General features: G+C 63.4%; 21 protein-coding genes. 13 read left to right on the forward strand and 8 right to left on the reverse strand.

What is annotated here, in order from left to right; translation table 11 throughout:
- Positions 1 to 109 precede the first annotated feature (109 nt).
- The 3 genes from HNO82_RS19740 to dapF are packed head-to-tail and all read left to right on the forward strand — an operon-like array spanning position 110 to position 2,754.
- Positions 110 to 955: a lysophospholipid acyltransferase family protein gene (locus tag HNO82_RS19740; RefSeq protein ID WP_175344841.1), complete on the forward strand. Its 846-nt coding sequence runs from the start codon at positions 110 to 112 to the stop codon at positions 953 to 955.
- Positions 952 to 1,836, forward strand: a complete 885-nt coding sequence (locus HNO82_RS19745) for an LpxL/LpxP family acyltransferase (protein ID WP_008332822.1) — start codon at positions 952 to 954, stop codon at positions 1,834 to 1,836. Before HNO82_RS19740 ends, HNO82_RS19745 begins: the two co-directional genes overlap by 4 nt.
- A 54-nt stretch (positions 1,837 to 1,890) precedes the next feature.
- Positions 1,891 to 2,754 carry a diaminopimelate epimerase gene (gene dapF, locus HNO82_RS19750; protein WP_175344842.1) on the forward strand — a complete coding sequence of 288 codons (864 nt, stop codon included), beginning with the start codon at positions 1,891 to 1,893 and terminating at the stop codon, positions 2,752 to 2,754.
- Positions 2,755 to 2,838: 84 nt separating this feature from the next.
- Here dapF and HNO82_RS19755 read toward each other — a convergent pair whose 3' ends face one another.
- Entirely contained in the window at positions 2,839 to 4,419 is a 1,581-nt protein-coding gene (locus tag HNO82_RS19755) for a tetratricopeptide repeat protein (protein WP_175344843.1), read from the reverse strand.
- Positions 4,420 to 4,786: 367 nt separating this feature from the next.
- Between HNO82_RS19755 and HNO82_RS19760 the strand changes: the two genes are divergently transcribed.
- From HNO82_RS19760 to HNO82_RS19775, 4 genes are all read left to right on the forward strand, one after another.
- The gene (locus tag HNO82_RS19760) at positions 4,787 to 5,947 is read left to right on the forward strand and encodes a porin (RefSeq protein ID WP_175344844.1); all 1,161 of its coding nucleotides are present in this window, start codon (positions 4,787 to 4,789) and stop codon (positions 5,945 to 5,947) included.
- 251 nt (positions 5,948 to 6,198) lie between these two features.
- Complete coding sequence (locus HNO82_RS19765) at positions 6,199 to 6,867, forward strand: DUF484 family protein (RefSeq protein ID WP_008332829.1); 669 nt, start codon at positions 6,199 to 6,201, stop codon at positions 6,865 to 6,867.
- A 27-nt stretch (positions 6,868 to 6,894) separates the two neighbouring features.
- Complete coding sequence (locus HNO82_RS19770; protein WP_175344845.1) at positions 6,895 to 7,890, forward strand: tyrosine recombinase XerC; 996 nt, start codon at positions 6,895 to 6,897, stop codon at positions 7,888 to 7,890.
- A gap of 119 nt (positions 7,891 to 8,009) precedes the next feature.
- Positions 8,010 to 8,582, forward strand: a complete 573-nt coding sequence (locus HNO82_RS19775) for a Fur family transcriptional regulator (protein WP_175344846.1) — start codon at positions 8,010 to 8,012, stop codon at positions 8,580 to 8,582.
- A gap of 21 nt (positions 8,583 to 8,603) precedes the next feature.
- Here the strand turns inward: HNO82_RS19775 and HNO82_RS19780 are convergent, their stop codons facing one another.
- Positions 8,604 to 9,341 carry an HAD-IA family hydrolase gene (locus HNO82_RS19780; protein WP_008332836.1) on the reverse strand — a complete coding sequence of 246 codons (738 nt, stop codon included), beginning with the start codon at positions 9,339 to 9,341 and terminating at the stop codon, positions 8,604 to 8,606.
- A 95-nt stretch (positions 9,342 to 9,436) separates the two neighbouring features.
- On the opposite strand from HNO82_RS19780, the gene HNO82_RS19785 reads away from it, so the two are divergent.
- A complete protein-coding gene (locus HNO82_RS19785) occupies positions 9,437 to 10,339 on the forward strand; it encodes a TraB/GumN family protein (protein ID WP_241821256.1) in 903 nt (300 codons plus the stop codon).
- A gap of 91 nt (positions 10,340 to 10,430) precedes the next feature.
- Here the strand turns inward: HNO82_RS19785 and argB are convergent, their stop codons facing one another.
- The 4 genes from argB to HNO82_RS19805 all read right to left on the reverse strand — a co-directional run bounded on the left by argB (position 10,431) and on the right by HNO82_RS19805 (position 13,981).
- Entirely contained in the window at positions 10,431 to 11,324 is an 894-nt protein-coding gene (gene argB / locus HNO82_RS19790; protein WP_008332843.1) for an acetylglutamate kinase, read from the reverse strand.
- Positions 11,325 to 11,462: 138 nt separating this feature from the next.
- On the reverse strand, positions 11,463 to 12,284 hold the full coding sequence (locus HNO82_RS19795) for a BRCT domain-containing protein (RefSeq protein WP_175344848.1): 822 nt from the start codon (positions 12,282 to 12,284) through the stop codon (positions 11,463 to 11,465).
- Between the two features lie 54 nt (positions 12,285 to 12,338).
- Positions 12,339 to 13,142 carry a type III pantothenate kinase gene (locus tag HNO82_RS19800; protein WP_175344849.1) on the reverse strand — a complete coding sequence of 268 codons (804 nt, stop codon included), beginning with the start codon at positions 13,140 to 13,142 and terminating at the stop codon, positions 12,339 to 12,341.
- The gene (locus HNO82_RS19805) at positions 13,139 to 13,981 is read right to left on the reverse strand and encodes a biotin--[acetyl-CoA-carboxylase] ligase (protein WP_175344850.1); all 843 of its coding nucleotides are present in this window, start codon (positions 13,979 to 13,981) and stop codon (positions 13,139 to 13,141) included. The genes HNO82_RS19800 and HNO82_RS19805 overlap by 4 nt, the downstream gene beginning before the upstream one ends.
- Positions 13,982 to 14,098: 117 nt before the next feature.
- On the opposite strand from HNO82_RS19805, the gene HNO82_RS19810 reads away from it, so the two are divergent.
- The 4 genes from HNO82_RS19810 (at position 14,099) to HNO82_RS19825 (ending at position 17,828) form a co-directional block, all read left to right on the forward strand.
- Positions 14,099 to 15,250: a VanZ family protein gene (locus HNO82_RS19810; RefSeq protein ID WP_175344851.1), complete on the forward strand. Its 1,152-nt coding sequence runs from the start codon at positions 14,099 to 14,101 to the stop codon at positions 15,248 to 15,250.
- Between the two features lie 67 nt (positions 15,251 to 15,317).
- A complete protein-coding gene (locus HNO82_RS19815) occupies positions 15,318 to 15,644 on the forward strand; it encodes a (2Fe-2S) ferredoxin domain-containing protein (protein WP_175344852.1) in 327 nt (108 codons plus the stop codon).
- A 77-nt stretch (positions 15,645 to 15,721) separates the two neighbouring features.
- Entirely contained in the window at positions 15,722 to 16,384 is a 663-nt protein-coding gene (locus tag HNO82_RS19820; RefSeq protein ID WP_175344853.1) for an alpha/beta hydrolase, read from the forward strand.
- Positions 16,385 to 16,673: 289 nt separating this feature from the next.
- On the forward strand, positions 16,674 to 17,828 hold the full coding sequence (locus tag HNO82_RS19825; RefSeq protein ID WP_175344854.1) for a D-alanyl-D-alanine carboxypeptidase family protein: 1,155 nt from the start codon (positions 16,674 to 16,676) through the stop codon (positions 17,826 to 17,828).
- 149 nt (positions 17,829 to 17,977) lie between these two features.
- Here HNO82_RS19825 and ahpF read toward each other — a convergent pair whose 3' ends face one another.
- Together ahpF and ahpC are read right to left on the reverse strand one after the other, a co-directional pair.
- Positions 17,978 to 19,579, reverse strand: coding sequence for an alkyl hydroperoxide reductase subunit F (ahpF, locus tag HNO82_RS19830; RefSeq protein ID WP_175344855.1), 1,602 nt, complete (start codon positions 19,577 to 19,579; stop codon positions 17,978 to 17,980).
- 171 nt (positions 19,580 to 19,750) lie between these two features.
- Entirely contained in the window at positions 19,751 to 20,314 is a 564-nt protein-coding gene (gene ahpC, locus HNO82_RS19835; protein WP_008332872.1) for an alkyl hydroperoxide reductase subunit C, read from the reverse strand.
- Positions 20,315 to 20,671: 357 nt separating this feature from the next.
- On the opposite strand from ahpC, the gene HNO82_RS19840 reads away from it, so the two are divergent.
- A complete protein-coding gene (locus HNO82_RS19840; protein ID WP_175344856.1) occupies positions 20,672 to 21,124 on the forward strand; it encodes an acyl-CoA thioesterase in 453 nt (150 codons plus the stop codon).
- Positions 21,125 to 21,320: the final 196 nt, after the last annotated feature.

Consider the following 21,320-nt stretch of genomic DNA (forward strand, 5'->3'; position numbering starts at 1 on the left):
CCCCGTCTCGCAAGTTGTCATTAACTCGACGGCATGTGCTATTTTACGCCTCTTGCATTTTTCTGCAATGTAACGGCGGAGCAACTCCGCCTTTCTGTTATCGGCAAGTATGCTCGTTTCTTTATTCCGCCTGCTCTCTTTCCTGCCGTTACCGGCCTTGCATGCCCTCGGCGTGGGGGTGGGATGGCTGGTGTTCCTGCTCTCGCCGTCCTATCGCCGCCGCCTGACCGACAACATCACCCTGGCAGGTCATCGCGGCAGTCTCTGGAAATCCGTCGGCGAAGCCGGCAAGGGCATGTTCGAGCTGCCCTTCATCTGGTGCGCGAGCCCCAAGCGGGTACTGCGTACGGCGCGCATCGTCAACTGGGAGCTGGTCCAGCAAGCGCTGGATGCCAAGGCCGGCGCCGTCTTCCTGACCCCGCACCTGGGCTGTTTCGAGATTTCGGCGCAGTCGGTAGCGCGCCATGACAGCCTGAGCGTACTGTACCGCCCGCCGCGCAAGGCCGCGCTCAAGCCGCTCATCGAAGGTGCCCGTGCCCGCGCCAACCTGCATCTGGCGCCGGCCAACCTGTCCGGCGTGCGTATCCTGCTCAAGGCCTTGAAGAATGGCCAGGCCATCGGCCTGCTGCCGGACCAGGTGCCGCAGAACGGCGAAGGCGTGTGGGCCGACTTCTTCGGCAAGCCGGCCTACACCATGACCCTGCCGGCCAAGCTGCAGCAGATGAGCGGTGCCCCCATCATCCTGGCCTATGCCGAGCGTTTGTCCTGGGGACGGGGTTATGCCATCCACTTCGTGCCCTTCGAGGGTGAACTGGGCCAGACACCCGAACAGCAAGCCCGCGCCATCAACGCGGCCATGGAAAAGCTGATCGCCCGCTGCCCGGCGCAATACATCTGGAGCTACAACCGCTACAAGACGCCCCCTGGCGTCAACCCGCCGGGAGCTGCGCAATGAGGCTCCTGATCGGGCTGATGTGGCTGCTGCACTGGTTGCCGCTGCCCATCCTCGGGCGGCTGGGCGAGGCGCTGGGCTGGCTGCTCTATCTCTATATGCGACCGCGCCGCCGTATCACGCTCATCAACCTGCGCCTGTGCTTCCCCGAGAAGACCGAGCAGGAGCGTCGCCTGATCGCCCGCCGCCACTTCCAGGCCTACGCCCGCAGCGCCCTGGAACGCGGCATCCTGTGGTGGGCGCCAGAGTCACGCTTGAAGCGCCTCATCCAGGTCGAGCCCGGCATTCCTTTCGAGACGCTGAACAAGGGTCCCACCATCCTGCTGTGTCCGCACTTCGTCTGCCTGGAAATTCCCGGTATCGCGCTGGTGCTCAATTCGGATTATTCGGTCTGCACCATCTACGCCCGCCAGCAGAACGAGGTGGTGGATCAGGCCCTGTTAAAGGGCCGCTCGCGCTTTCGACCAGTCACGCTGCTGGCGCGCGAGAAGGGGGTCAAGCCCATCATTAGGGCCATGCGCGAAGGGCTGCCCTTCATCATGCTGCCCGACATGGATTTCGGCACCCGTGATGCCGAATTCGTCCCCTTCTTCGGTGTGCCCGCCGCCACCCTGACGGCCACTGCCCGCATCGCCGCAGCCACCGGGGCCTCGGTGGTACCGGTGATCACGACTTTCCTGCCCGGCTATCGCGGCTGGAAGACCACCTTCCATCCGGCCTGGGAAAACTATCCGGGCGACGATATCGTGGCCGCCACGCGGCGCATGAATGCCTTCATCGAAGAACGCGTATTGGAAGCCCCGGCTGAATATTTCTGGGCGCACAAGCGTTTCAAGAACCGCCCGCCGGGTGAACCAGACCTCTACCGCAAGGGCCAGCACTGACACCGGCCATCCTGCAGCCCTTTGAAAAGGGCTGCACGTACTTATAATGATGTGATGAAAATCAAATTTACCAAGATGCACGGTGCCGGCAACGATTTCGTCGTGCTTGATGCCGTGAACCAGGCCATTTCGCTCACGCCCGCCCAGTGGCAGTTCATCGCCGACCGTCGCTTCGGCATCGGTGCCGACCAGATGCTGGTGGTGGAAAAGGCGCAAGGCGCCGGTGTGGATTTCCGTTATCGTATCTACAACGCTGATGGCGGCGAGGTCGAGCAATGCGGCAATGGTGCGCGGGCTTTCGTGCGCTTCGTCACCGAAAAGGGGCTCACCGACAAGCGCGCCATCCGCGTGGAAACCATGTCCGGCGTGATTGAGCCGCGCCTGGAAGAAGATGGCCAGATTACCGTGGACATGGGCGCCCCCATCCTCACGCCCGCTGACGTGCCCTTCGACAGCCGCAACCTGCAGTACCGGACTGAAGCCGACGATACGCTGTGGCCACTGGAAGTGGCCGGCAAGACGACGTGGATCTCGGTGGTATCGATGGGCAATCCGCACGCCGTGCAAGTGGTGGAAGACAGCGAAGCCGCCCCGGTGCTGCTGGACGGCCCGCTGATCGAACACCATGAACGCTTCCCCAAGCGCGTCAATGCCGGCTTCATGCAGGTCGTGGACCGCCACCACATCAACCTGCGCGTCTACGAACGCGGCGCGGGCGAAACCCTGGCCTGCGGCACCGGTGCCTGTGCGGCGGTGGTGGCGGGTGTGCGCCGTGGCCTGCTGGATTCGCCGGTGGCGGTCCAGACGCATGGCGGCGTGCTCAACATCGCCTGGGCCGGCCCGGGCGAACCGGTGATGATGACCGGGCCGGCGGTGACCGTCTTTGAAGGCGAGATCGAACTGCCCGATTCGCTCTGATCCTGCAGCGACCGCAGGGTGCGGCCATGAGAAAACGGCTTGCCGAGCGGCAAGCCGTTTTTCGTTGACCGGGCAGCATCGGATTCAGGCAGCCAGATCCTGCGCCTCGGTTTCCTCGTCTTCCTGCGACTGAGGCAAGAGGGTCTTGAGGCGATACAGCCGCTGGCGGTAGTTGCCTTCAGGGCCGCTAGGCCCGCAGTCCATGTCTTCGAAGAGTCGTCCGATACGGTTGAGCGCACCGCGCTGCTCGCCGGTCTCCACCATGATGAGCCGCCGCTTGCTGCGTGCGTACTGGCTGCGGATGTCGATCATCAGACAGTGGCCGCAATCGGCCTGTTTCAGGTCGACCAGCAGAGCTTCCGGGCGGGTCAGGCCGAACAGCATGGCCAACTCGATGCGCGCGGCCAGGAAAGGATGGGCGTTGACCTGCTCGCGGCTCATCTGCGCGCGCGCCTGTACGGCCCAGCCGGCGGCCTGCGGGCGATCGGCCACCTTGTCCAGCAGGACCTGGGCTTCTTGCGCGCCTTGGGTGGCGGCCTTTTGCAGCCAGTACAAGGCGCGTACATCGTTGGCAGGATCATCGCGCCGGTTGCGCCAGGCGCCCACGCCACATTCCAGCTGGGCGTCCACATGGCCCATCTCGGCGGCGCGCTCCAGGTAATGCTGCACGTCGGCAAGATTGCGCTGCGAAAATTCGGGCTTCAGATAAATACGCGAGAGCACATACCATGCCGCAGCCATCCCCTGCTCCCCTGCCAGGGTCAGCCAGCGGATCGCCTTCTTGTAATTGGCCGAACCCTGCCCGGCGAAACGCCGCGCGCCGGATTCGTCGACCCGGCCATACAGCAGGCCCAGGGCCAGCTGCGCATCGCGATCACAGGCCAGCGCAGCCAGTTCCAGCAATTGCTGCGCCCGCGGCAGGTCGGGACGCTTGTCCTCCAGATGAACCTGCGCCAGGCGACGCAGCAGAAGGATGTTCTGCTGGCCCAAGGCAGCGGCCAGCGCCTCGGACGGTGCATTGAGCTGGGCCATGCCGGATTCGTGTTGACGCAACAAGGCATCGGCCAGCGGTTGGGCGCGCTGCTGGAAGGCGGCCGCGTCAGACTGACGCCAGGCACTGTCAGCCAGCGCATGCTGGGCCTGCTCGATGCCGGCATCGGCGGCCTTTTGCGTCCACTGCTGCAATTGTTCAGGTTTGAGCGCGACGGCTGCCGCCTCCGGGGCCGGCATGCGCTCGCCCTGGCGCGCCAGCAGCCACTGGGCATCGGCATTGCCCTCGCCGGCCACCACTTCCAGCGCACGCAGGGCATGCGCCTTCTGTTCGGCGCTGGCAGCGGCCGTGCCGGACGGATGCTCCAGCACCAGTCGGGCCAGCACCAGGCCGGCCCGGGTGAAACCATCGTCGAACGCACGTTCATACCACTGTGCCGCTTCGTGCGGCCGGGCAAGCTGGAGCACCACTTCATACGGAATATGTTGGGCTATGAGCATCCAGGCATCGGCCTGCCCCTGCCGTGCGGCCCGCTCCAGCCAGTGGTACGCAGTCCCGGGACTTTGCGGCAAACCATTGCCGCCAAACAGATAACGCTTGCCCAGGGTCAGTTGCGCCGCTGCCTCTCCGGCACGTGCTGCGCGGATGATTGCAAGGTCCTCGCGGTTGGCCATCCACCCTCCACATCAGGTCAGAAAGCCAAAATTATGACCCACAATCGACATTTTTTTAAAATTCCCTCGAAAAGTATCTAAATGAATCGTTTTAACAACAGATCGATTGACGAGACGGGACGGATCAAGTTCTCCCCTGCCATGCCGTTAATGAGTGACAAGGTGCAAGCCAAAATTTGCCTGTCCGGCATTGACGGGCAGGAAAGCGTTTGAAAAAAACAACACTCCTCCAGTGGATTGACGCTTTCAACCAAAATTCCGCCCTCCACGTGACCAATCTGCGGCCACGCCAAATGAGAACCCTTAATGTCTCACCATCCGACCAGAAGTACGGATCCTCAAGACTATTTTTATAGAAGGATGTCAAATGAAAAAATCTCTGCTGGCACTGGCCGTCCTCGGCGCGTTCGCAGGTGCTGCTCAAGCACAAAGCTCCGTTACTATCTACGGTATCGTTGATACCGGTCTCGCTTACACCAGCAAGGCTGTCAACACTGCCGGCACCGGCAGCACCGGCAGCAAGTTCGGCGTGAACTCCGGCGTCATCCAAGGTTCGCGTATCGGCTTCAAGGGCGTGGAAGATCTGGGCGGCGGTCTGTCGGCCCTGTTCCAACTGGAAACCGGCTTCAACAATGACAACGGCGCTCTGAACGGTCAAGATGGCACCACCGGTACCACCAACCTGTTCCGCCGCAAGTCGATCGTCGGTCTGTCGGGTGGCTTCGGCTCCGTGACCCTGGGCCGTCAAACCGACTTCGCTGACACCATCTCCGCTTACACCTCCGTGAACGACTTCGGTAGCGTGGTTGGCGCCGTCGGCCACAACTTGGATCGCCTGGAAGGCACCCGTACCAACAACTCGATTGCCTACACCACCGCCAACCTGAGCGGCTTCACCGGCAACCTGATCTACGGCTTCGGCGAAACCGCTGGCAAGACCACCGCTGGTCAGTCCTTCGGCATCGGCGGCAAGTACGACAATGGTCCCCTGGGTCTGGGCATCAACTACTACCAGTCCAAGCAAGGTGCAACTCCTTCGGATACCTCCCTGCTGTCGACCGCTAGCGCCACTCAAGCTGGCAACAGCGCCCTGAAGGCCCTGAACGTCGTGGCTTCCTACCAGTTCGGCCCGGCCCGCGTGTACGGTAACTACTCGCGCGTCAAGCAAGACCTGAACACCACTTCGCCGACCGCTCTGGCTTCGAAGACCCTGGGCGTGGCCAGCAAGGCCGATATCTATGAACTGGGTACCGCCTACTCCCTGAGCCCGTCGCTGAAGCTGCTGGGCGCAGTGACCCACACCCGTGCTGACTTCAACTCGTCCTCCAAGGGCAAGCTGACCCAAGTTAGCCTGGGCGCTGACTACTGGCTGTCCAAGCGTACCGACCTGTACGCATTCGTCGCCAACATCCACGCCAAGGACATGGCCAACACCGGCGTGTTCGGTGATGCAACTGGCACTGCCACCATCGGCAGCGCCGACAACAGCCAAACCGCTGTTGCCGTTGGTATCCGTCACAAGTTCTAATTCATGGAGCTGAGACCGGTGTGAATACATCGGTTTCAACCTGATCTGAACCTGAGTCGTACCGGAAGAGGCCTGCATGAGCAATCATGCAGGCCTCTTTCTTTTTGCTCCCATCCGGCACGATCGCCCCGTGCTTCTGCGGAGAACGGCGCCGATGATTGTCAGTGTGTCCGATAGCGAGGATAATCTCGCGATATTTCCGGCGCACCCTCCCCGCGCGCAGCCGGCACCCCAACACAGACCCCGCGAAGATGACCACCGAACTGGATTCCAGCCTGATTGCCGACTACCTGCTCGACCACCCGCACTTCTTCGAGGAGCATGCGGAACTGCTTTCGACGGTCAAGCTGACCAGCCCGGTCATGGGCCGTGCCGTCTCGCTGCAGGAACGCCAGATGGAAATCCTGCGCGAAAAGATCCGGGTACAGGAACTGCGCATGGCCGACCTGATGCGCATCGCCCAGGAAAACGACGAGATCACCAGCAAGTTCCAGGCATGGAGCCGCGCACTGCTGTTGACGCGCGATGCCGCCGACCTGCCGCGCGTGCTGGTGGACCGGCTGCAGGAAATCTTCCACGTGCCGCAAGTGACGGTACGCCTGTGGAACCTGGGCCCCACCCACGCCGACAACTGGGCCACACAGGAAGTCTCGGAGGACGCGCGCATCTTCGCCAATGGCCTGGCTGCGCCCTTCTGCGGCCCCAACAAGGATTTCGAAGCCGCCACCTGGCTGGACGATGCGAGCTCCGTCAAATCGCTCGCCATGCTGCCCCTGCGCGTGGGCGCGGCCCCCGAAGCCTTCGGCCTGCTGGTCCTGGGCTCGCCCGATCCGAATCGCTTCACGGCCGACATGGGGACCGACTTCCTGACCCGCATCGGCGAAACCGGCAGCGCCGCCCTGGCCTGCCTGCTGCGCTGAGCGCTCTCACCCAGGGGGAGTCACGGCATGGATGGCGGCACTTCCCCGGCTTCTTCCCTGATCACACAGTATCTTTCTTTCCTGCGCAGCCAGCGCAAGCTGTCGCCGCATACGCTGGATGGCTATGCGCGCGACCTGCAGGAGTTGCGCGCCCTGCTGGCGCCTGCGGATGCGCCTCCGGATGCCCCTGAACCTGCGCTGCAGCGCGTGACCCAGGTCCAGATCCGCAAATGCGCCGCGCGCCTGCATGCGCGCGGACTCAATGCGCGCTCCATCTCGCGCAAGCTGTCGGCATGGCGTGGCCTGTTCGCCTGGCTGGCGCTGCAACAGGCGATGCCGGCCAACCCGGTCGATGGCGTCAAGCCTCCCAAGAAAAGCAAACCCCTACCCAAGGCCCTGCCGGCCGATGACGCCATCCGCCTGGTATCGCAGGCCGATCCGGCGCGCGATCCCGATTCCACCCTGGCCGCCTGCAACCGGGCCATGTTCGAGTTGCTCTATTCGAGCGGATTGCGTGTCTCGGAGCTGGTCGGCATCGATGTGGCCGACCTCCGCGAAGGCAGCTATGAATCCGCTGGCTGGATCGACCTGGACGAGGCCGAGGTCACGGTCACAGGCAAGGGCGGCAAGAAGCGCAAGGTCCCGGTGGGCCAGGCTGCCCTGCAGGCAATCCGCGACTGGCTGCCCTTGCGCGCCGCTCTGGTCAAGGCCGATGGCGGCACGGATGTGCATGCGTTATTTATCAATGAACGCGGCGCCCGCATGTCGCCCCGAGTCACGCAGCTGCGCCTGAAGGCCCATGGCAAAGGGGTGGACATGCCTGCCGACGTGCATCCGCACATGCTGCGCCACTCCTTCGCCTCGCACGTCCTGCAAAGTTCGGGCGACCTGCGGGCGGTGCAGGAAATGCTGGGCCACGCCTCCATCACCGCGACCCAGGTCTATACCGCACTGGACTTCCAGCGCCTGGCCCAGGTCTATGACCAGGCCCATCCGCGTGCCCGCAAAGGCGGCGGGAAATAGCCACCGACCGATACCGAACGAGCGCCGGGCCGGCATCGGCTAGAATGGAGGCTTGCGCGTGTCGCGCGCCTCGTTTCTTTAGCTTCTTTCGCCAGTCCCCTGGCCCAGCCCAACCGACCATGCCGACCATGAAAGCCAAAGCCGCCGTTTCCGCTCCCGCCAGCACCGCCATCCAGGCCGCGACGGTGACTGCGCTCGCCGAGGCACAGTTGCGCGAGGCCGGGGTGCGCGTGACGCAAGCCCGCGTCAACGTGCTGGGCGCCCTGCTGGAAACCCGCAGCGCTGCCTCTCATCAAGATATCCAGGATCGCTTCGCCGACATGGACCGGGTCACGCTCTACCGTGCCCTCGATTGCCTGACCGAAGCCGGTCTGGCGCACAAGATCTCCAGCGACGACCGCATCTTCCGCTACAGCGCCGGCGCCGATCATCCTGAGCACGGCCTGCACGACCATCCGCAAGGCAAGCAGCACCAGCACGGCCATTTCAAATGCACCCGCTGCAATCGCGTGTTCTGCCTGGATGCCAGCGATGGCACCGACTTCCTGGCCACCGTCCTGCCCGACGCCGACCGCCACCGCTCCACCGCCGCGCAACTGCAATCGGCCTTGCGCAAGACCCTGGGCAAAGGCTTCCAGAGTCACGAAGTGGAACTGACCATCAAGGGTTGGTGCGCCGATTGCGCTGACTGACTTTTGACAAATCCCTTCACGTCAGCGAGCAGCCCCCAGCGCCGCCAGCCGTCGCGGCAACTGCCGCACTGAACGAACCTTCACATCGACAAAACCCGGCAAGCGACTCAGCGCGCGCTGCCCGCCCATGTGCCCCAGCAGGGCCTGACTGCCGCGCAGATACTGGGTCACCCACGCCGTGCGCACACCCAGCTCGCGGGCGCTCTTCAGGTTATCTACCGTATCTTCCACCAGGATGCAGCGATGCGGGGCCACCTTGTGGCGCGCCAGCAGCTTGCGCAGCATGATGCGCGAGGGCTTGGGCCGCAGCTGGCGATGCACGTGCATGGATTCGATGGAGATGTGATGCGAGAAATGCCGGTGCAGTCCCAAATGGCGCACCAGCTCCCGAGAATAACGGCGCGGTGCATTGGTCAGCAGGATCTTCTGCCCCGGCAACTGCGCGAGCCAGCGCCCGATGCCACGCTCGGCACGGACCATGCCGGGCAGGTCATCGAAGAGATGGGCTTCGTGCAGAAACTCATCCACGCCCAGGCCATGGTGGCGCACCAGACCCAGGAGGGTAGCGCCGTAGAGCTTCCAGTAATGCCGCCGCAGGTAATTGACCGCCGCCTCGTCGCTGGGCTGCCCATCGTTGTCCAGCACGCGCTTGATGATGCGGTTCATGTTGGTATTGATGGCGGGGAAGATCGCGTGCGAGGCGTTGTGCAGGGTGTTGTCGAGATCGAACAACCAGAGCGGTGTAGTATTGGACGCCATAAAAAGACCGGCGCGCCGCCATGACGGGGGCGCACCTTCAGCAAGCTAGGAAAGAAAGGCCAGCAGTGACCGGATTGATGCAACGCTTGATTATAGTGAGTTTGACCTGGCTGTCCTGCCTGAACTTGCTCTGCCCTGCCCGCGCGGCCACGCCTGCGGAGACCTCCCCACCCGCCCCGCCGCGCGGCGCGCTCTACCAGGTCTCGGATGGCCGCCACACGCTGCTGCTGTTTGGCACCATCCACGTCGGCGCCCCTGATTTCTACCCGCTCGAACCGACGCTGCAACAGGCTTTGACCACCACCCCCGTGCTGGCGCTGGAGCTGGACCCGCAGAACGCCGCTGCCATGCAGAGCGCGGTGCAGCGTCATGCGCTCTATCCCGCCGGACAGCACCTGCTGGATCAGCTCGACCCGGCGCTGCGTCAGCGCACCGAGACCACGCTGCAGCGTTTCGGTCTATCCCCCGAGAGCGTACAGCAGATGCGCCCATGGATGCTGGCCATGGCCCTGACGGTGCAGGAATATGTGCGCCATGGCTATCGTACCGACCTGGCTGTGGACAGCCACCTGGCCGCGACCGTGCGCGCCCATGGTGGCAAGATCGTGGAACTGGAAAGCGCCGAGCGCCAGATGAGTCTGTTGAGCCAGTTGACCCCGGCCCAGCAGGGGCAATTCCTGGCCGACACCCTGCAGGAACTGGACGATGCCGACCTCACCCGCAAGCTGGACCGCCTGGTCGGCGCCTGGCGTCGCGCCGACAGTGCCGGCTTTGCTGCCGCCTTGCAGGAGATGCAGCAGGATGACAGCTTCACCAGCCGCTTTGCGGTGGACACGCTGCTGCGCAAACGCAATCCGGGCCTGGCCGCAGGCATTGCCGAACTGCTCAGTGAGCACGATCATGCGGTCGCGGCCATCGGTATCCTGCATCTGGTCGGACCTGACAGCGTGCCGGCCTTGCTCGCCAAGAAGGGATTGCAGGTAACACAACTCTATTAACTCTATTGAAAGCGCTGTGGATAAATAAAAAGGGATGAGCGCAAACTCATCCCTTTTTCGTCACCTCTGCGCTGCAGGGCGATCGATGCGATCAGTGCGAACGGATCATGGTCCCGAAAGCCTGTTCGGTCAGCACTTCCAGCAGCAGCGAGTGTTCGATGCGGCCGTCGATGATGTGCACCGTGTTCACGCCCGACTTGGCCGCATCCAGGGCCGAGGAAATCTTGGGCAGCATGCCGCCGGAGATGGTGCCGTCGGCAAACATCTCGTCGATCTCGCGCGCCGACAGGTCGGTCAGCAGGTTGCCGGCCTTGTCTTGCACGCCGGCGATGTTGGTCATCATGATCAGCTTTTCGGCATGCAGGATCTCGGCGATCTTGCCGGCCACCACATCGGCATTGATGTTGTAGGCCTGGCCATCGTCACCAAACCCGATGGGCGAGATGATGGGGATGAAGGCATCATCCTGCAGCGCCTTGACCACCGCCGGGTTGATCGCCTCGATCTCGCCCACGTAGCCGATGTCCAGGAAGGCACCGGGATGCTCCTTGTCCGGCATCTGCATCTTGCGCGCGCGGATCAGGCCGCCATCCTTGCCGGTCAGGCCCACCGCCTGGCCGCCGTAGTGATTGATCAGCATCACGATGTCCTGCTGCACTTCACCGCCCAGCACCCACTCCACCACTTCCATGGTTTCTTCATCGGTAATGCGCATGCCCTGCACGAAAGTACCCTGCTTGCCGATCTTCTTGAGCGCTGCATCGATCTGCGGGCCACCGCCGTGGACCACCACCGGGTTCATGCCCACCAGCTTCAACAGGATCACGTCGCGGGCGAAGCCGTGCTTCAGGCTTTCTTCCGTCATCGCATTGCCGCCGTACTTGACCACGATGGTCTTGCCGTGGAATTTGCGGATATACGGCAGCGCCTCGGCCAGGATTTCGGCTTTGATCTGGGGTGCTACGTGGGTGAGGTCGGTGGTCATGGCAATGTCCTGTCGATGCGATGAGGAAAAAGTGATGGGTGATGGGGTGATGCGGTTAGGGACGCGATTTTACATGGAAAGCCGCCCGGCTTCGCACTGCAACACGGGACGTGTGCGATCCAGACAACGCCGCCGCGCTCAGGCGCCGCAGGCGCGGATTTCCTGATCCGGGAAGGCGCTCTTGATATTGTCCAGCGCGGTGCGGGCTTCCGGGCTCAGATCACGCAGCTGGAACACCTGTTTGCCGGCCCCCGAACGACGCGCGATGATGCGCGCGCTGCGCACGCCGCGCGAGATCAGCTGACCGACATACGCCTTGGCCGCCTCTTCGGTACGGAAGATGCCCAGCGAGACGCCGTTACGCAGCGCCGGATTGGGGAAGCTGTCCGGAATGACATAGAAATCGCCGATCCCCAGGCGCCGCAGCTCGGCAATACGCCGCTCGGCACCGTCGCGACCATCCTGAGGCGGGATGAAGACCATATGGCTGGTGACGTCCTGGGTCAGTTTCTGGACCACCTTGTCGCCCAGCTTGAGGCTGGCCAGTTGTTCCGAGAAGCGGCGGGCATCGGCGGCAGTGAAGTTGCCGACTTCGGTACAGGAAGGGGTGACCGCAGCAAGCTGCGGGGTCGCCGCTGTCGATGCTGTCGATGCTGTCGGTGCCGTCGTTGCCCCCGTCGCGGCTGTCGCGGCCGGCGTCGGTGCATCGGGGGCCACAGGCGTGGCCGTCGCAGCGGCATCGGTACCGGCGGCGGGCGCCGGCGCAGCTTGCGCGCGCAGTTGCGAAGCCAGCTTCTCGCTATTGGCCGGCAGCAGGCTCAACAGCTCGGGCCGCAATTGTTGGGTCAGGCGCTGCGGTTCACGCCGTTCGGTCGCGCTGGCACCAAAATAACCGCGTGAGAGCCCGAACAGGACCACGTTACCCACCAGCAACAGCCAAAAAAGCAGTTTCAGCTTCATCCGCGCCCAGTCTTCCTTGCCCTGATTGATTTGTCTGCCTGCATGGACAGGCGTTCAGCGTCCATGGTTCATGGCCGTATAGAGGCCAATGAGCACCAGATTATCCACCTTTTCCAGCGGCGTATCGCCCAGCGCCAGGTAAGGCGCCAGCAGTATCCCCGCGCCACCGGCCAGCAGGCAGCGCAAGGCTGCGCCGGGATGCCGGCGGCGGCGCTCGGCCAGCGCGTGCTCGATGGCCCCGACCTGGGCTGCGATGCAGCCGGCGACGATGGCATCGACCGTATTGTCGGCAAACATCCGCTCGGGTGGCGCCGCGCCATCGATGCGGGGCAACTGGGCCGTATTGAGCGCCAGCGAGGTGGCCATGGTGCCAAAGCCCGGCAGGATCATGCCGCCTTCGAACACGCCCTCGGCGCTGATGACGTCGATGGTCGTGGCCGTACCGCATGTGGCTACCAGCAACTGCTCATCGGGAAACAGCGAGCGCGCACCGATGGCTGCGGCAAAGCGGTCACAGCCCAGCTGGCCGGGATGGCGGTAGCCATTGCGTATGCCGGCCCGCTCGGGCGTGGAGGCAAACCATTCGATGATCACACGCGGCCCGAAGACGGCGTACAAGATGACCTGCAGGCGATCCCGCAAGGCCGGTCCGGCAACATTGGAGACGGCGACCTGCAGGTCCGCATCGCTGGCAATCAGGCCGGTGAGCCCCGCCCAGTCCTGCGCCAGCGCCTCGACCCCGGCACGCTCCACCGCGCCTTGCTGCCGCCACGGCAAGGGCGGGGCGGCGCCACGGTCCGCATCGGCCACCAGCGCCCACTTGATGCGGGTATTGCCGGCATCGACCAGCAGCATCATGCGTCTTGCAGCCGCAACGAGACATCCCCGGCCAGGATCTCGACCTGTCCGCTCTCGGTCTCGATGAGGAAGCGGCCCATCATGTCCACGCCCATCGCGGTGCCTTCCTGCAGGACGCGGCCATTCTCGACGATCTTGACGGCCTGCCCGGCATAGGCGTGGAAGGCTTCCCAGCGCTTGACGAAGGCCCCGAAGCCGCGCGCCTCGAACTCCTCCAGAACGCCGGCGAGGGCGCTGGCGATGATGGCCAGCACGGTCTCGCGCGGCGGCTTCTTCAGTTCGGGCGCAGCCCCGACCGCGCGCTGCAGTTCATCTTCCAGGCCTGGTGGTACCGCCAGGTTCAGGCCGATGCCGATGACGGCCCAGGTGGCCGCCCCCTGGCGGCCATCGGCGGCGGTCTCGATCAGGATACCGGCCAGCTTGGCGCCATCGCGCAGGACGTCATTGGGCCATTTCAATTGCGGGCGGATACCGAACACTTCCAGCGCCTCGGCCAGGGCCACACCGACGGCCAGCGGCAAGCCCAGCAGCGCGTGCGTGGGCCGCTGCAGGCGCCAGGCCAGTGAGAAGGTCAGCGAATCTTCCGCCGCGGCACGCCAGGGGCGTCCCGCGCGGCCACGACCGGCGCTCTGGCGATCGGCCACCAGCAGCAGCGGGCGCTGCAGGGTGGACAGGCGCTGCATCAGGTCGACATTGGTGGAGCCGGTCACGGCCACGGCTTCGACATCGATACGTTGCTGGCCCTGGGGGTCGGAACCGGCCAGGAGCATGCCGATGCGCTCTGGACGCACCAGCGGCGCCGAGTCAGGCTCGGCGGGCATGGGAAAAGTCAGTGTCATGCGCGCATTGTAACGGCAGAGCGGGCTGACGCGGGATGCCGGATGCCAGACAAAGGCAAAGGTAAAGACGATGGCCGGCAGCGACCACCTCTTGCGAAATCGGTTACCCTCTGGCCCATGCCCGTTCCACCCGACTCCCGCTGCGAGCCTCCTGCTGCCCCGGCCAGTGCGCCGGCGGCCTCCTCGTTCGCGCGCGTGAGCCTGCTGGTCTATACGCTGCTGATCGTCTATGCCAGCTGGTATCCCTTCTCCGGCTGGCGTGACATGGGGCTCATGCCCTTTGATTATCTGGGCGCGCGCCTGCCCTACTACTGGACCGTGTTCGATGTCTGGACCAACGTCGCCGGTTACGTGCCGGTGGGCCTGCTGCTGGTACTGGCCCTGCATCCGCACCTGCGTCCCTGGTGGGCGGTGTGGCCGGCCATACTGGCCGGCACGCTCCTGTCGGCCTGCATGGAGGCGGTCCAGACCTATCTGCCGACCCGTGTACCCTCCAACCTCGACCTGTTGACCAACGCGCTGGGCGTGGCCTTGGGCGCCCTGCTGGGAGCAGCCTGCAGCCGTTATTTCCTGCACGAGAGCCGCTTCCTGCTGCTGCGCCGCCGCTGGTTCTCCAGCGAAGCCAGCCGGGGCCTGGTGGTGGCCGGCCTGTGGCCGCTGGCGCTGATCTTTCCACAGAATCACCTGTTCGGTCTGGGCCACCTGGTGCCGCCGCTGTCGGCCTTGTTCTCCGATCTGTTCGATACCCCCATCGACCTGGCCACCACCTGGCTCAACAGCGTGCAGCCGAGTGCCGAACAATACTGGCTGGCCGACGTCATCGTCACCGCCTGCGGCCTGACCGGCGCGGCCCTGCTGGTGCTGCTGCTGATGCGGCGTCAGGCTCCGCGTCGCCGGCTGGTGGCGCTGTACCTGCTGGCCTGCATCGCCACCAAGTCACTGGCCTGCGCCCTCTTCTTCGCACCGCAGAACGCCTTCGTGTGGATCTCGCCCAGCGCTGTGGGTGGCATCATGCTGGGGACCATGATGATCGTCGGGCTGGCCTGGGCGCCGCCCACGGCACAGCGTCGGGTGGCCGCACTGGCGCTGATTCTGAGCCTGATGGTGACCAATGCGGTCCCGGCCAATCCCTATTACATCTCCACGCTGGAAACCTGGGTGCAGGGCAAATTCCTCAACTTCGACGGCGCCGCGCAGTTCCTCTCGGTGCTGTGGCCCTTCCTGGCGATCTGGTTCCTGCTCCATCCGGTGCACCGCAGGCCGGCTTGAGCGAGGTGTATCATTGACGCTTTGCCGGCCCGCACCGGCACCGTCGCCACTCTCCACAGGTCATCCCATGAGCGATCAAGAGCAACCCTTCTACGAACATCACGTCTTCTTCTGCCTGAACCAGCGCCAGCCGGGCGAACGTACCTGCTGTGCCGACAAGGGCGCGCAGGCGGCCCAGGAACATGCCAAGAAGCGCATCAAGCAACTGGGCCTGTCCGCGCCCGGCAAGGTCCGCATCAACAAGGCCGGATGCCTGGAGCGCTGCGAGGAAGGCCCGGTCGTGGTGATCTACCCGCAAGGCACCTGGTACACCTACGTCGACAATGAAGACATCGACGAGATCATCGACAGCCACATCGTCGGCGGCAAGGTCGTGGATCGCCTGAAAATCTGACGATATGAAACTTTGAGCATGCTGCGGCCCGCCATGCCCGTCGCAGCAAGCTTCCCTCATCCGTTTTCCCGCACGCCATGAACGTACATACCCAACACTTCCAGATCGCCGGTGCCGTCGGCCAGCTCGAATGCGCGCTTGATCTGCCGGACCCCGAGCAATTTGCCGCGCCGGTCGGCCTGGCCCTGGTGGCCCATCCGCATCCGCTCTACGGCGGCACCATGGACAACAAGGTCGCGCAAACCCTGGCCCGTACCTTCCTGGCGCTGGGCTACGTAGCGGTGCGCATGAATTTCCGCGGCGTGGGCGAGTCCGAAGGCGTGCATGACCATGGCGCCGGCGAGACCGATGACATGGCCCTGCTGCTGCAGCACATGCGCACCCAATATCCCGAGCTGCCGTTGGCGCTGGGAGGATTCTCCTTCGGCACCTTCGTCCAGGCGCAATTGCAGCAGCGCCTGTTGCAGCAGGATGCGGCCAGCGCCGCCGAGCGACTGGTACTGGTGGGCACGGCGGCCGGAAAGTGGCCCATGCCACCGGCACCGGCCAATACCATCCTGATCCACGGCGAGCAGGACGACACCATTCCCCTGTCCGCCGTGCTGGACTGGGCGCGCCCTCAGGAGCTGCCGGTCGTAGTGATTCCGGGCTCGGATCACTTTTTTCACCGCAAGCTGCAACATATCAAAAATGTCGTGGTCGAAAGCTGGCATCGCCGCCCGGCGCAGCTTCAGGCCTGAACGTTTCCGACAAGTCCGACGTCCATCCCGAAGCCATGGCGGCGCTGCGCGAGGCGAGCCCAGGGCGCCATGCCGGTATCGTGAGGGGATTTTCGGGGATGAAGATTCATTCAATTGGGAACGATGCCGCATGACGTTTTATAATTCAGTGCGACCAGCCAGTCAGAAGCAGCGAGCCTTTGCCGGGCTGTTCGCACTGATTGAACCCGACTGATCCGTCCTGCCTCACCCTCTTTTCAAACCAACAGCTACGATGTCCCCCCGTGCTGGCAATTTTTCTTAGGCACCGATGAAAAAGCTTCTCGCGGCATTCGCCGCAACCGTCCTTTCCCTTTCCGCCGTCACCGCCTCCGCCCAAAGCCTGCCGCCGCCGACCGTGGCGGCCAAGAGCTGGCTGCTGCTCGATGCCTCGGCCAACCAGGTGATCGCCTCCAGTGAGGCCGACACCCGCGTGGAACCGGCCTCGCTGACCAAGCTGATGACCGCCTATCTGGCCTTCGCCGCGCTGCGCGACAAGCGCCTGAGCCTGGAGCAGGAAGTCAACGTCTCGGTCAATGCCTGGAAGGTTGATCCGAGCAGCTCCAAGATGTTCATCGAGCCCAACAAGCCGGTCTCCATCGACAATCTGCTCTATGGCCTGATCTCGGTGTCGGGCAACGATGCCGCCGTGGCCGTGGCCGAAGCGGTCTCCGGCACCGAAGATGCCTTTGTGCAGCTGATGAACCGTGAAGCCCAGCGCCAGGGCCTGACCAACACCCATTTCAGCAACCCGCATGGTCTGCCCAGCCCGGAGACCTATACCACGGCGCGCGACCTGTCGATTCTGTGCCGCAACCTGATCAACGACTTCCCCGACTATTACAAGCGCTACTACTCGGTCAAGAAGTTCACCTACAACAACATCACCCAGCCCAACCGCAACCGTCTGCTGTGGCTGGACCCGACGGTGGACGGCATGAAGACCGGTCACACTTCCAGCGCCGGTTATTCGCTGATCACCTCGGCCCATCGCCCGGTGCCCAACGGCGAGCGTCGCCTGATCTCGGTGGTGATCGGTACCGTCTCCGACGCGGTCCGCACTCAGGAGAGCCAGAAGCTGCTCAACTGGGGCTTCCAGAACTTCGATGCCGTCAAGCTCTACGCCAAGGGCCAGGCCGTCGACACGCCTGACGTGTGGAAGGGTTCGCAGAGCAAGATCAAGGTCGGCTTCAAGAACGACGTCTACATCACCATCCCCAAGGGCACGGCCGACAAGGTCAAGACCAAGCTGGAGCGCAATGATCCGCTGATCGCCCCGATCTCGGAAAACGCCAAGGTCGGCACCCTGAAGGTGACCATCGACGACAAGACCGTGGCCGAACTGCCGGTGATCGCACTGGAATCGGTGGGCCCGGCGGGCTTCATCGGTCGTGCCTGGGATTCGCTGCGTCTGATGTTCAAGTAATCGAGCCACAGGCAGTTGCACCATGCAAAACGCCATCGGGAAACCGATGGCGTTTTTTCATGCCCTCGTGCGAGCTTCGTCCGCGCAAAAAAAAACGCCACCGTCTCAGCGGTGGCGTTTCAACTTGCGGACTTCCAGACTGAGCTGGCTCAGGCAGCCACGGCTTCCTTGGCCACTGCCGGGGCCACGTCATCGGCCGACGAACGGATCAGGTGATCGAAGGCCGACAGGGCTGCCGTCGCACCTGCACCCACGGCGATGACGATCTGCTTGTACGGCACGGTGGTCACGTCGCCTGCGGCGAAGACGCCCGGAATCGAGGTCTGTCCCTTGGCATCGATCTCGATCTCGCCGTGTTTGGACAAGGCCAGGGTTCCCTTGAGCCATTCGGTGTTGGGCACCAGGCCGATCTGGACGAACACGCCTTCCAGTTCCACATGCCTGATCTCGCCGCTCTCGCGCTCCTTGTAGCTGATGCCGTTGACGCGCTGGCCATCGCCGGTGATCTCGGTGGTCTGCGCCGAGGTCACGATGGTCACATTGGGCAGGCTCTTCAACTTGCGTACCAGCACGGCATCAGCCTTGAGTTCAGCTGCGAACTCGATCAGGGTCACATGGGCGACGATACCCGCCAGGTCGATGGCTGCTTCCACGCCCGAGTTGCCGCCGCCGATCACCGACACGCGCTTGCCCTTGAACAGCGGACCATCGCAGTGCGGGCAATAGGCCACGCCCTTGTTCTTGTATTCCTGCTCGCCCGGCACGTTGACGTTGCGCCAGCGCGCACCGGTGGAGAGGATCACGGTCTTGCCCTTCAACACGCCGCCATTGGCCAGCTTCACTTCGATCAGCTTGTCGCCCGGCACCAATGCCTCAGCGCGTTGCACGTTCATGATGTCGACGTCATAGGCCCGCACGTGCTGTTCCAGCGCGGTCGCGAATTGCGGACCTTCGGTTTCCTGCACCGAGATGAAGTTCTCGATGGCCAGCGTATCGAGCACCTGCCCACCGAAACGCTCGGCCACCACGCCGGTACGGATGCCCTTGCGCGCTGCATAGATGGCAGCGGCTGCACCGGCGGGGCCACCGCCGACGATGAGCACGTCGTACGGCTCCTTGGCGCTCAGTTCTTCACCCTTGCGGGCAGCGGCACCAGTGTCGAGCTTGGCGAGGATCTCTTCCACGCCGGTACGGCCCTGGCCGAAGACTTCACCGTTCATGTAGACGGTCGGCACGGCCATGATCTGGCGCTGCTCGACTTCTCCCTGGAACAGTGCGCCATCGATGGTCACCGACTGGATGCGCGGATTGATGATGGACATCACGTTGAGCGCCTGCACGACTTCCGGGCAGTTCTGGCAGGTCAGCGAGACGTAGGTTTCGAAGCGATAGTCGCCGTCCAGGTTCTTGATCTGCTCGATGACCTTGTCGTCGAGCTTGACCGGGTGCCCGCCGACTTGCAGCAGGGCCAGCACCAGGGAGGTAAATTCGTGGCCCATGGGGATCGCGGCGAATTCGACGCTGATGTGGGTCCCGGGGCGGTTCAGTTTGAAGGACGGGGTACGCGCGTCCTTGCTGGTGCCGCGATGCTCGACCAGGCTGATGCGGTCCGAGAGCAGCACGATGTCTTGCAGGAGTTCCTGCATCTCACGGGACTTGGCGCCATCATCGAGCGACGCGACGATCTCGATCGGGTGGCTGACCTTTTCCAGATAGGCCTTCAATTGGGTCTTGAGATTGGCATCAAGCATGATGATTACTTCCTCGTTGAGAGATTCTAGGGTCGCCCTGACCACGGCCTCGCCCTTGTGGGGGTCGGCCGCTTGCCCGGGGGGAGCGGGTCAGGACGGATACTGCGGGATATTCAGTGCAGCGCCAGCCGGAGAACAGCGCTTGGCTGGCGCGATACGGCGGGATGTTGCTTAGATCTTGCCGACCAGGTCCAGCGAAGGCTTCAGAGTGGCGGCGCCTTCTTCCCACTTGGCGGGGCAGACTTCACCCGGGTGCGATGCGACGTACTGGGCGGCCTTGACCTTGCGCAGCAGTTCCGAAGCGTCACGGCCGATGCCGTTGTCATGCACTTCCATGACCTTGATTTCACCTTCCGGATTGATCACGAAGGTGCCGCGCAGTGCCAGGCCTTCTTCTTCGATCAGCACTTCGAAATTGCGTGCCAGGGTCGCGGTCGGGTCGCCCACCAGCGGGTACTGGACCTTCTTGATGGCTTCCGAGGTGTCGTGCCATGCCTTGTGAGCGAAGTGGGTGTCGGTGGACACGCCGTAGATTTCAACGCCCAGCTTCTTGAATTCAGCGTAGTTGTCGGCCAGATCTTCCAGCTCGGTCGGGCACACGAAAGTGAAGTCGGCCGGGTAGAACACGAACACGGACCACTTGCCCTTCAGGGTGGCTTCGGTGATGTCGACGAACTTGCCATCGTGGTAAGCGGTTGCCTTGAACGGCTTGATAGTGGTGTTGATCAGGGACATTGTCGATTTCCTTTTAAAGGGGGGTTGAGTGAAGCGATGGGATGAATAGTAGAACGCCAAGCAAAATAGATCAATTTTATTTAATCAATACTTTTGATTGGATTTAACTATCAGTCTTGAGGATCGGGCTATCGGCAGTGCCGGCGAGCGCAAAACGAGGGCGATCACCGAAAATACATGGCGTCGGCCTGCGCAGATGCAAGCACGGCACTGGCCAATCTCTGGCCGTGATCGCTTAAGATGAAACACTCCCGGCCGCGCCATGAGCAGGTGCGAGCGGAAGTGGGAGCAATGTTACTGCAAGCACGCCGTTCTTGTGCAGGCGCACAAGCTGACCAATCCTGACCCGATGAACCGATGAGCGAGCACCGTCCCCAACCCGGCCAACGCGCCGATTTCCTGCATTTTCACGCCATCCCGACCCGCTGGATGGACAACGATGTCTACGGCCACGTCAACAATGTCGTCTACTACAGCTGGTTCGACACCGCCGTGAACCATTACTTGGTCCAGCGGGGTGTGCTGGATATCGAGCGGGGAGAAGTGATCGGGCTGGTCATTGAAACGCAGTGCAACTATTTCGCTTCGGTCGCCTTTCCGGACCTGATCGAAGTAGGCGTACGCGTGGCGCATCTGGGTCGCAGCAGCGTGCGTTACGAGCTCGGCATCTTCAAGGCGGGGGAAGAGACTGCCGCTGCGCAAGGCCATTTCGTGCATGTGTACGTGGATCGCGCCAGCCGCAGGCCGGTGGCGTTGCCGGAGGCATTGCGGGCGGCGCTCATGCCGCTGACCTTGCTGATGCCTGGCTGAAAACCCGTCCGCCAGATCCGCCACGCAAAAAGAAAACGCCCGCCGCATCACTGCGGCAGGCGCTTCCTGTCTTCTCCGAACCGGTCAGCTTCGGGCCTGTTCCCACTGAATCTGCGAGTGCGAGAGGTCGCCAAGCGTTGACTGCCTAGGCGCGGCGACGCGCCGTAGTGGTGCTACGGCAAGGAGCTGCAACAAC

It is taken from the genome of Herbaspirillum sp. C9C3 (assembly GCF_013359625.1).
Taxonomy (GTDB): domain Bacteria; phylum Pseudomonadota; class Gammaproteobacteria; order Burkholderiales; family Burkholderiaceae_D; genus Herbaspirillum.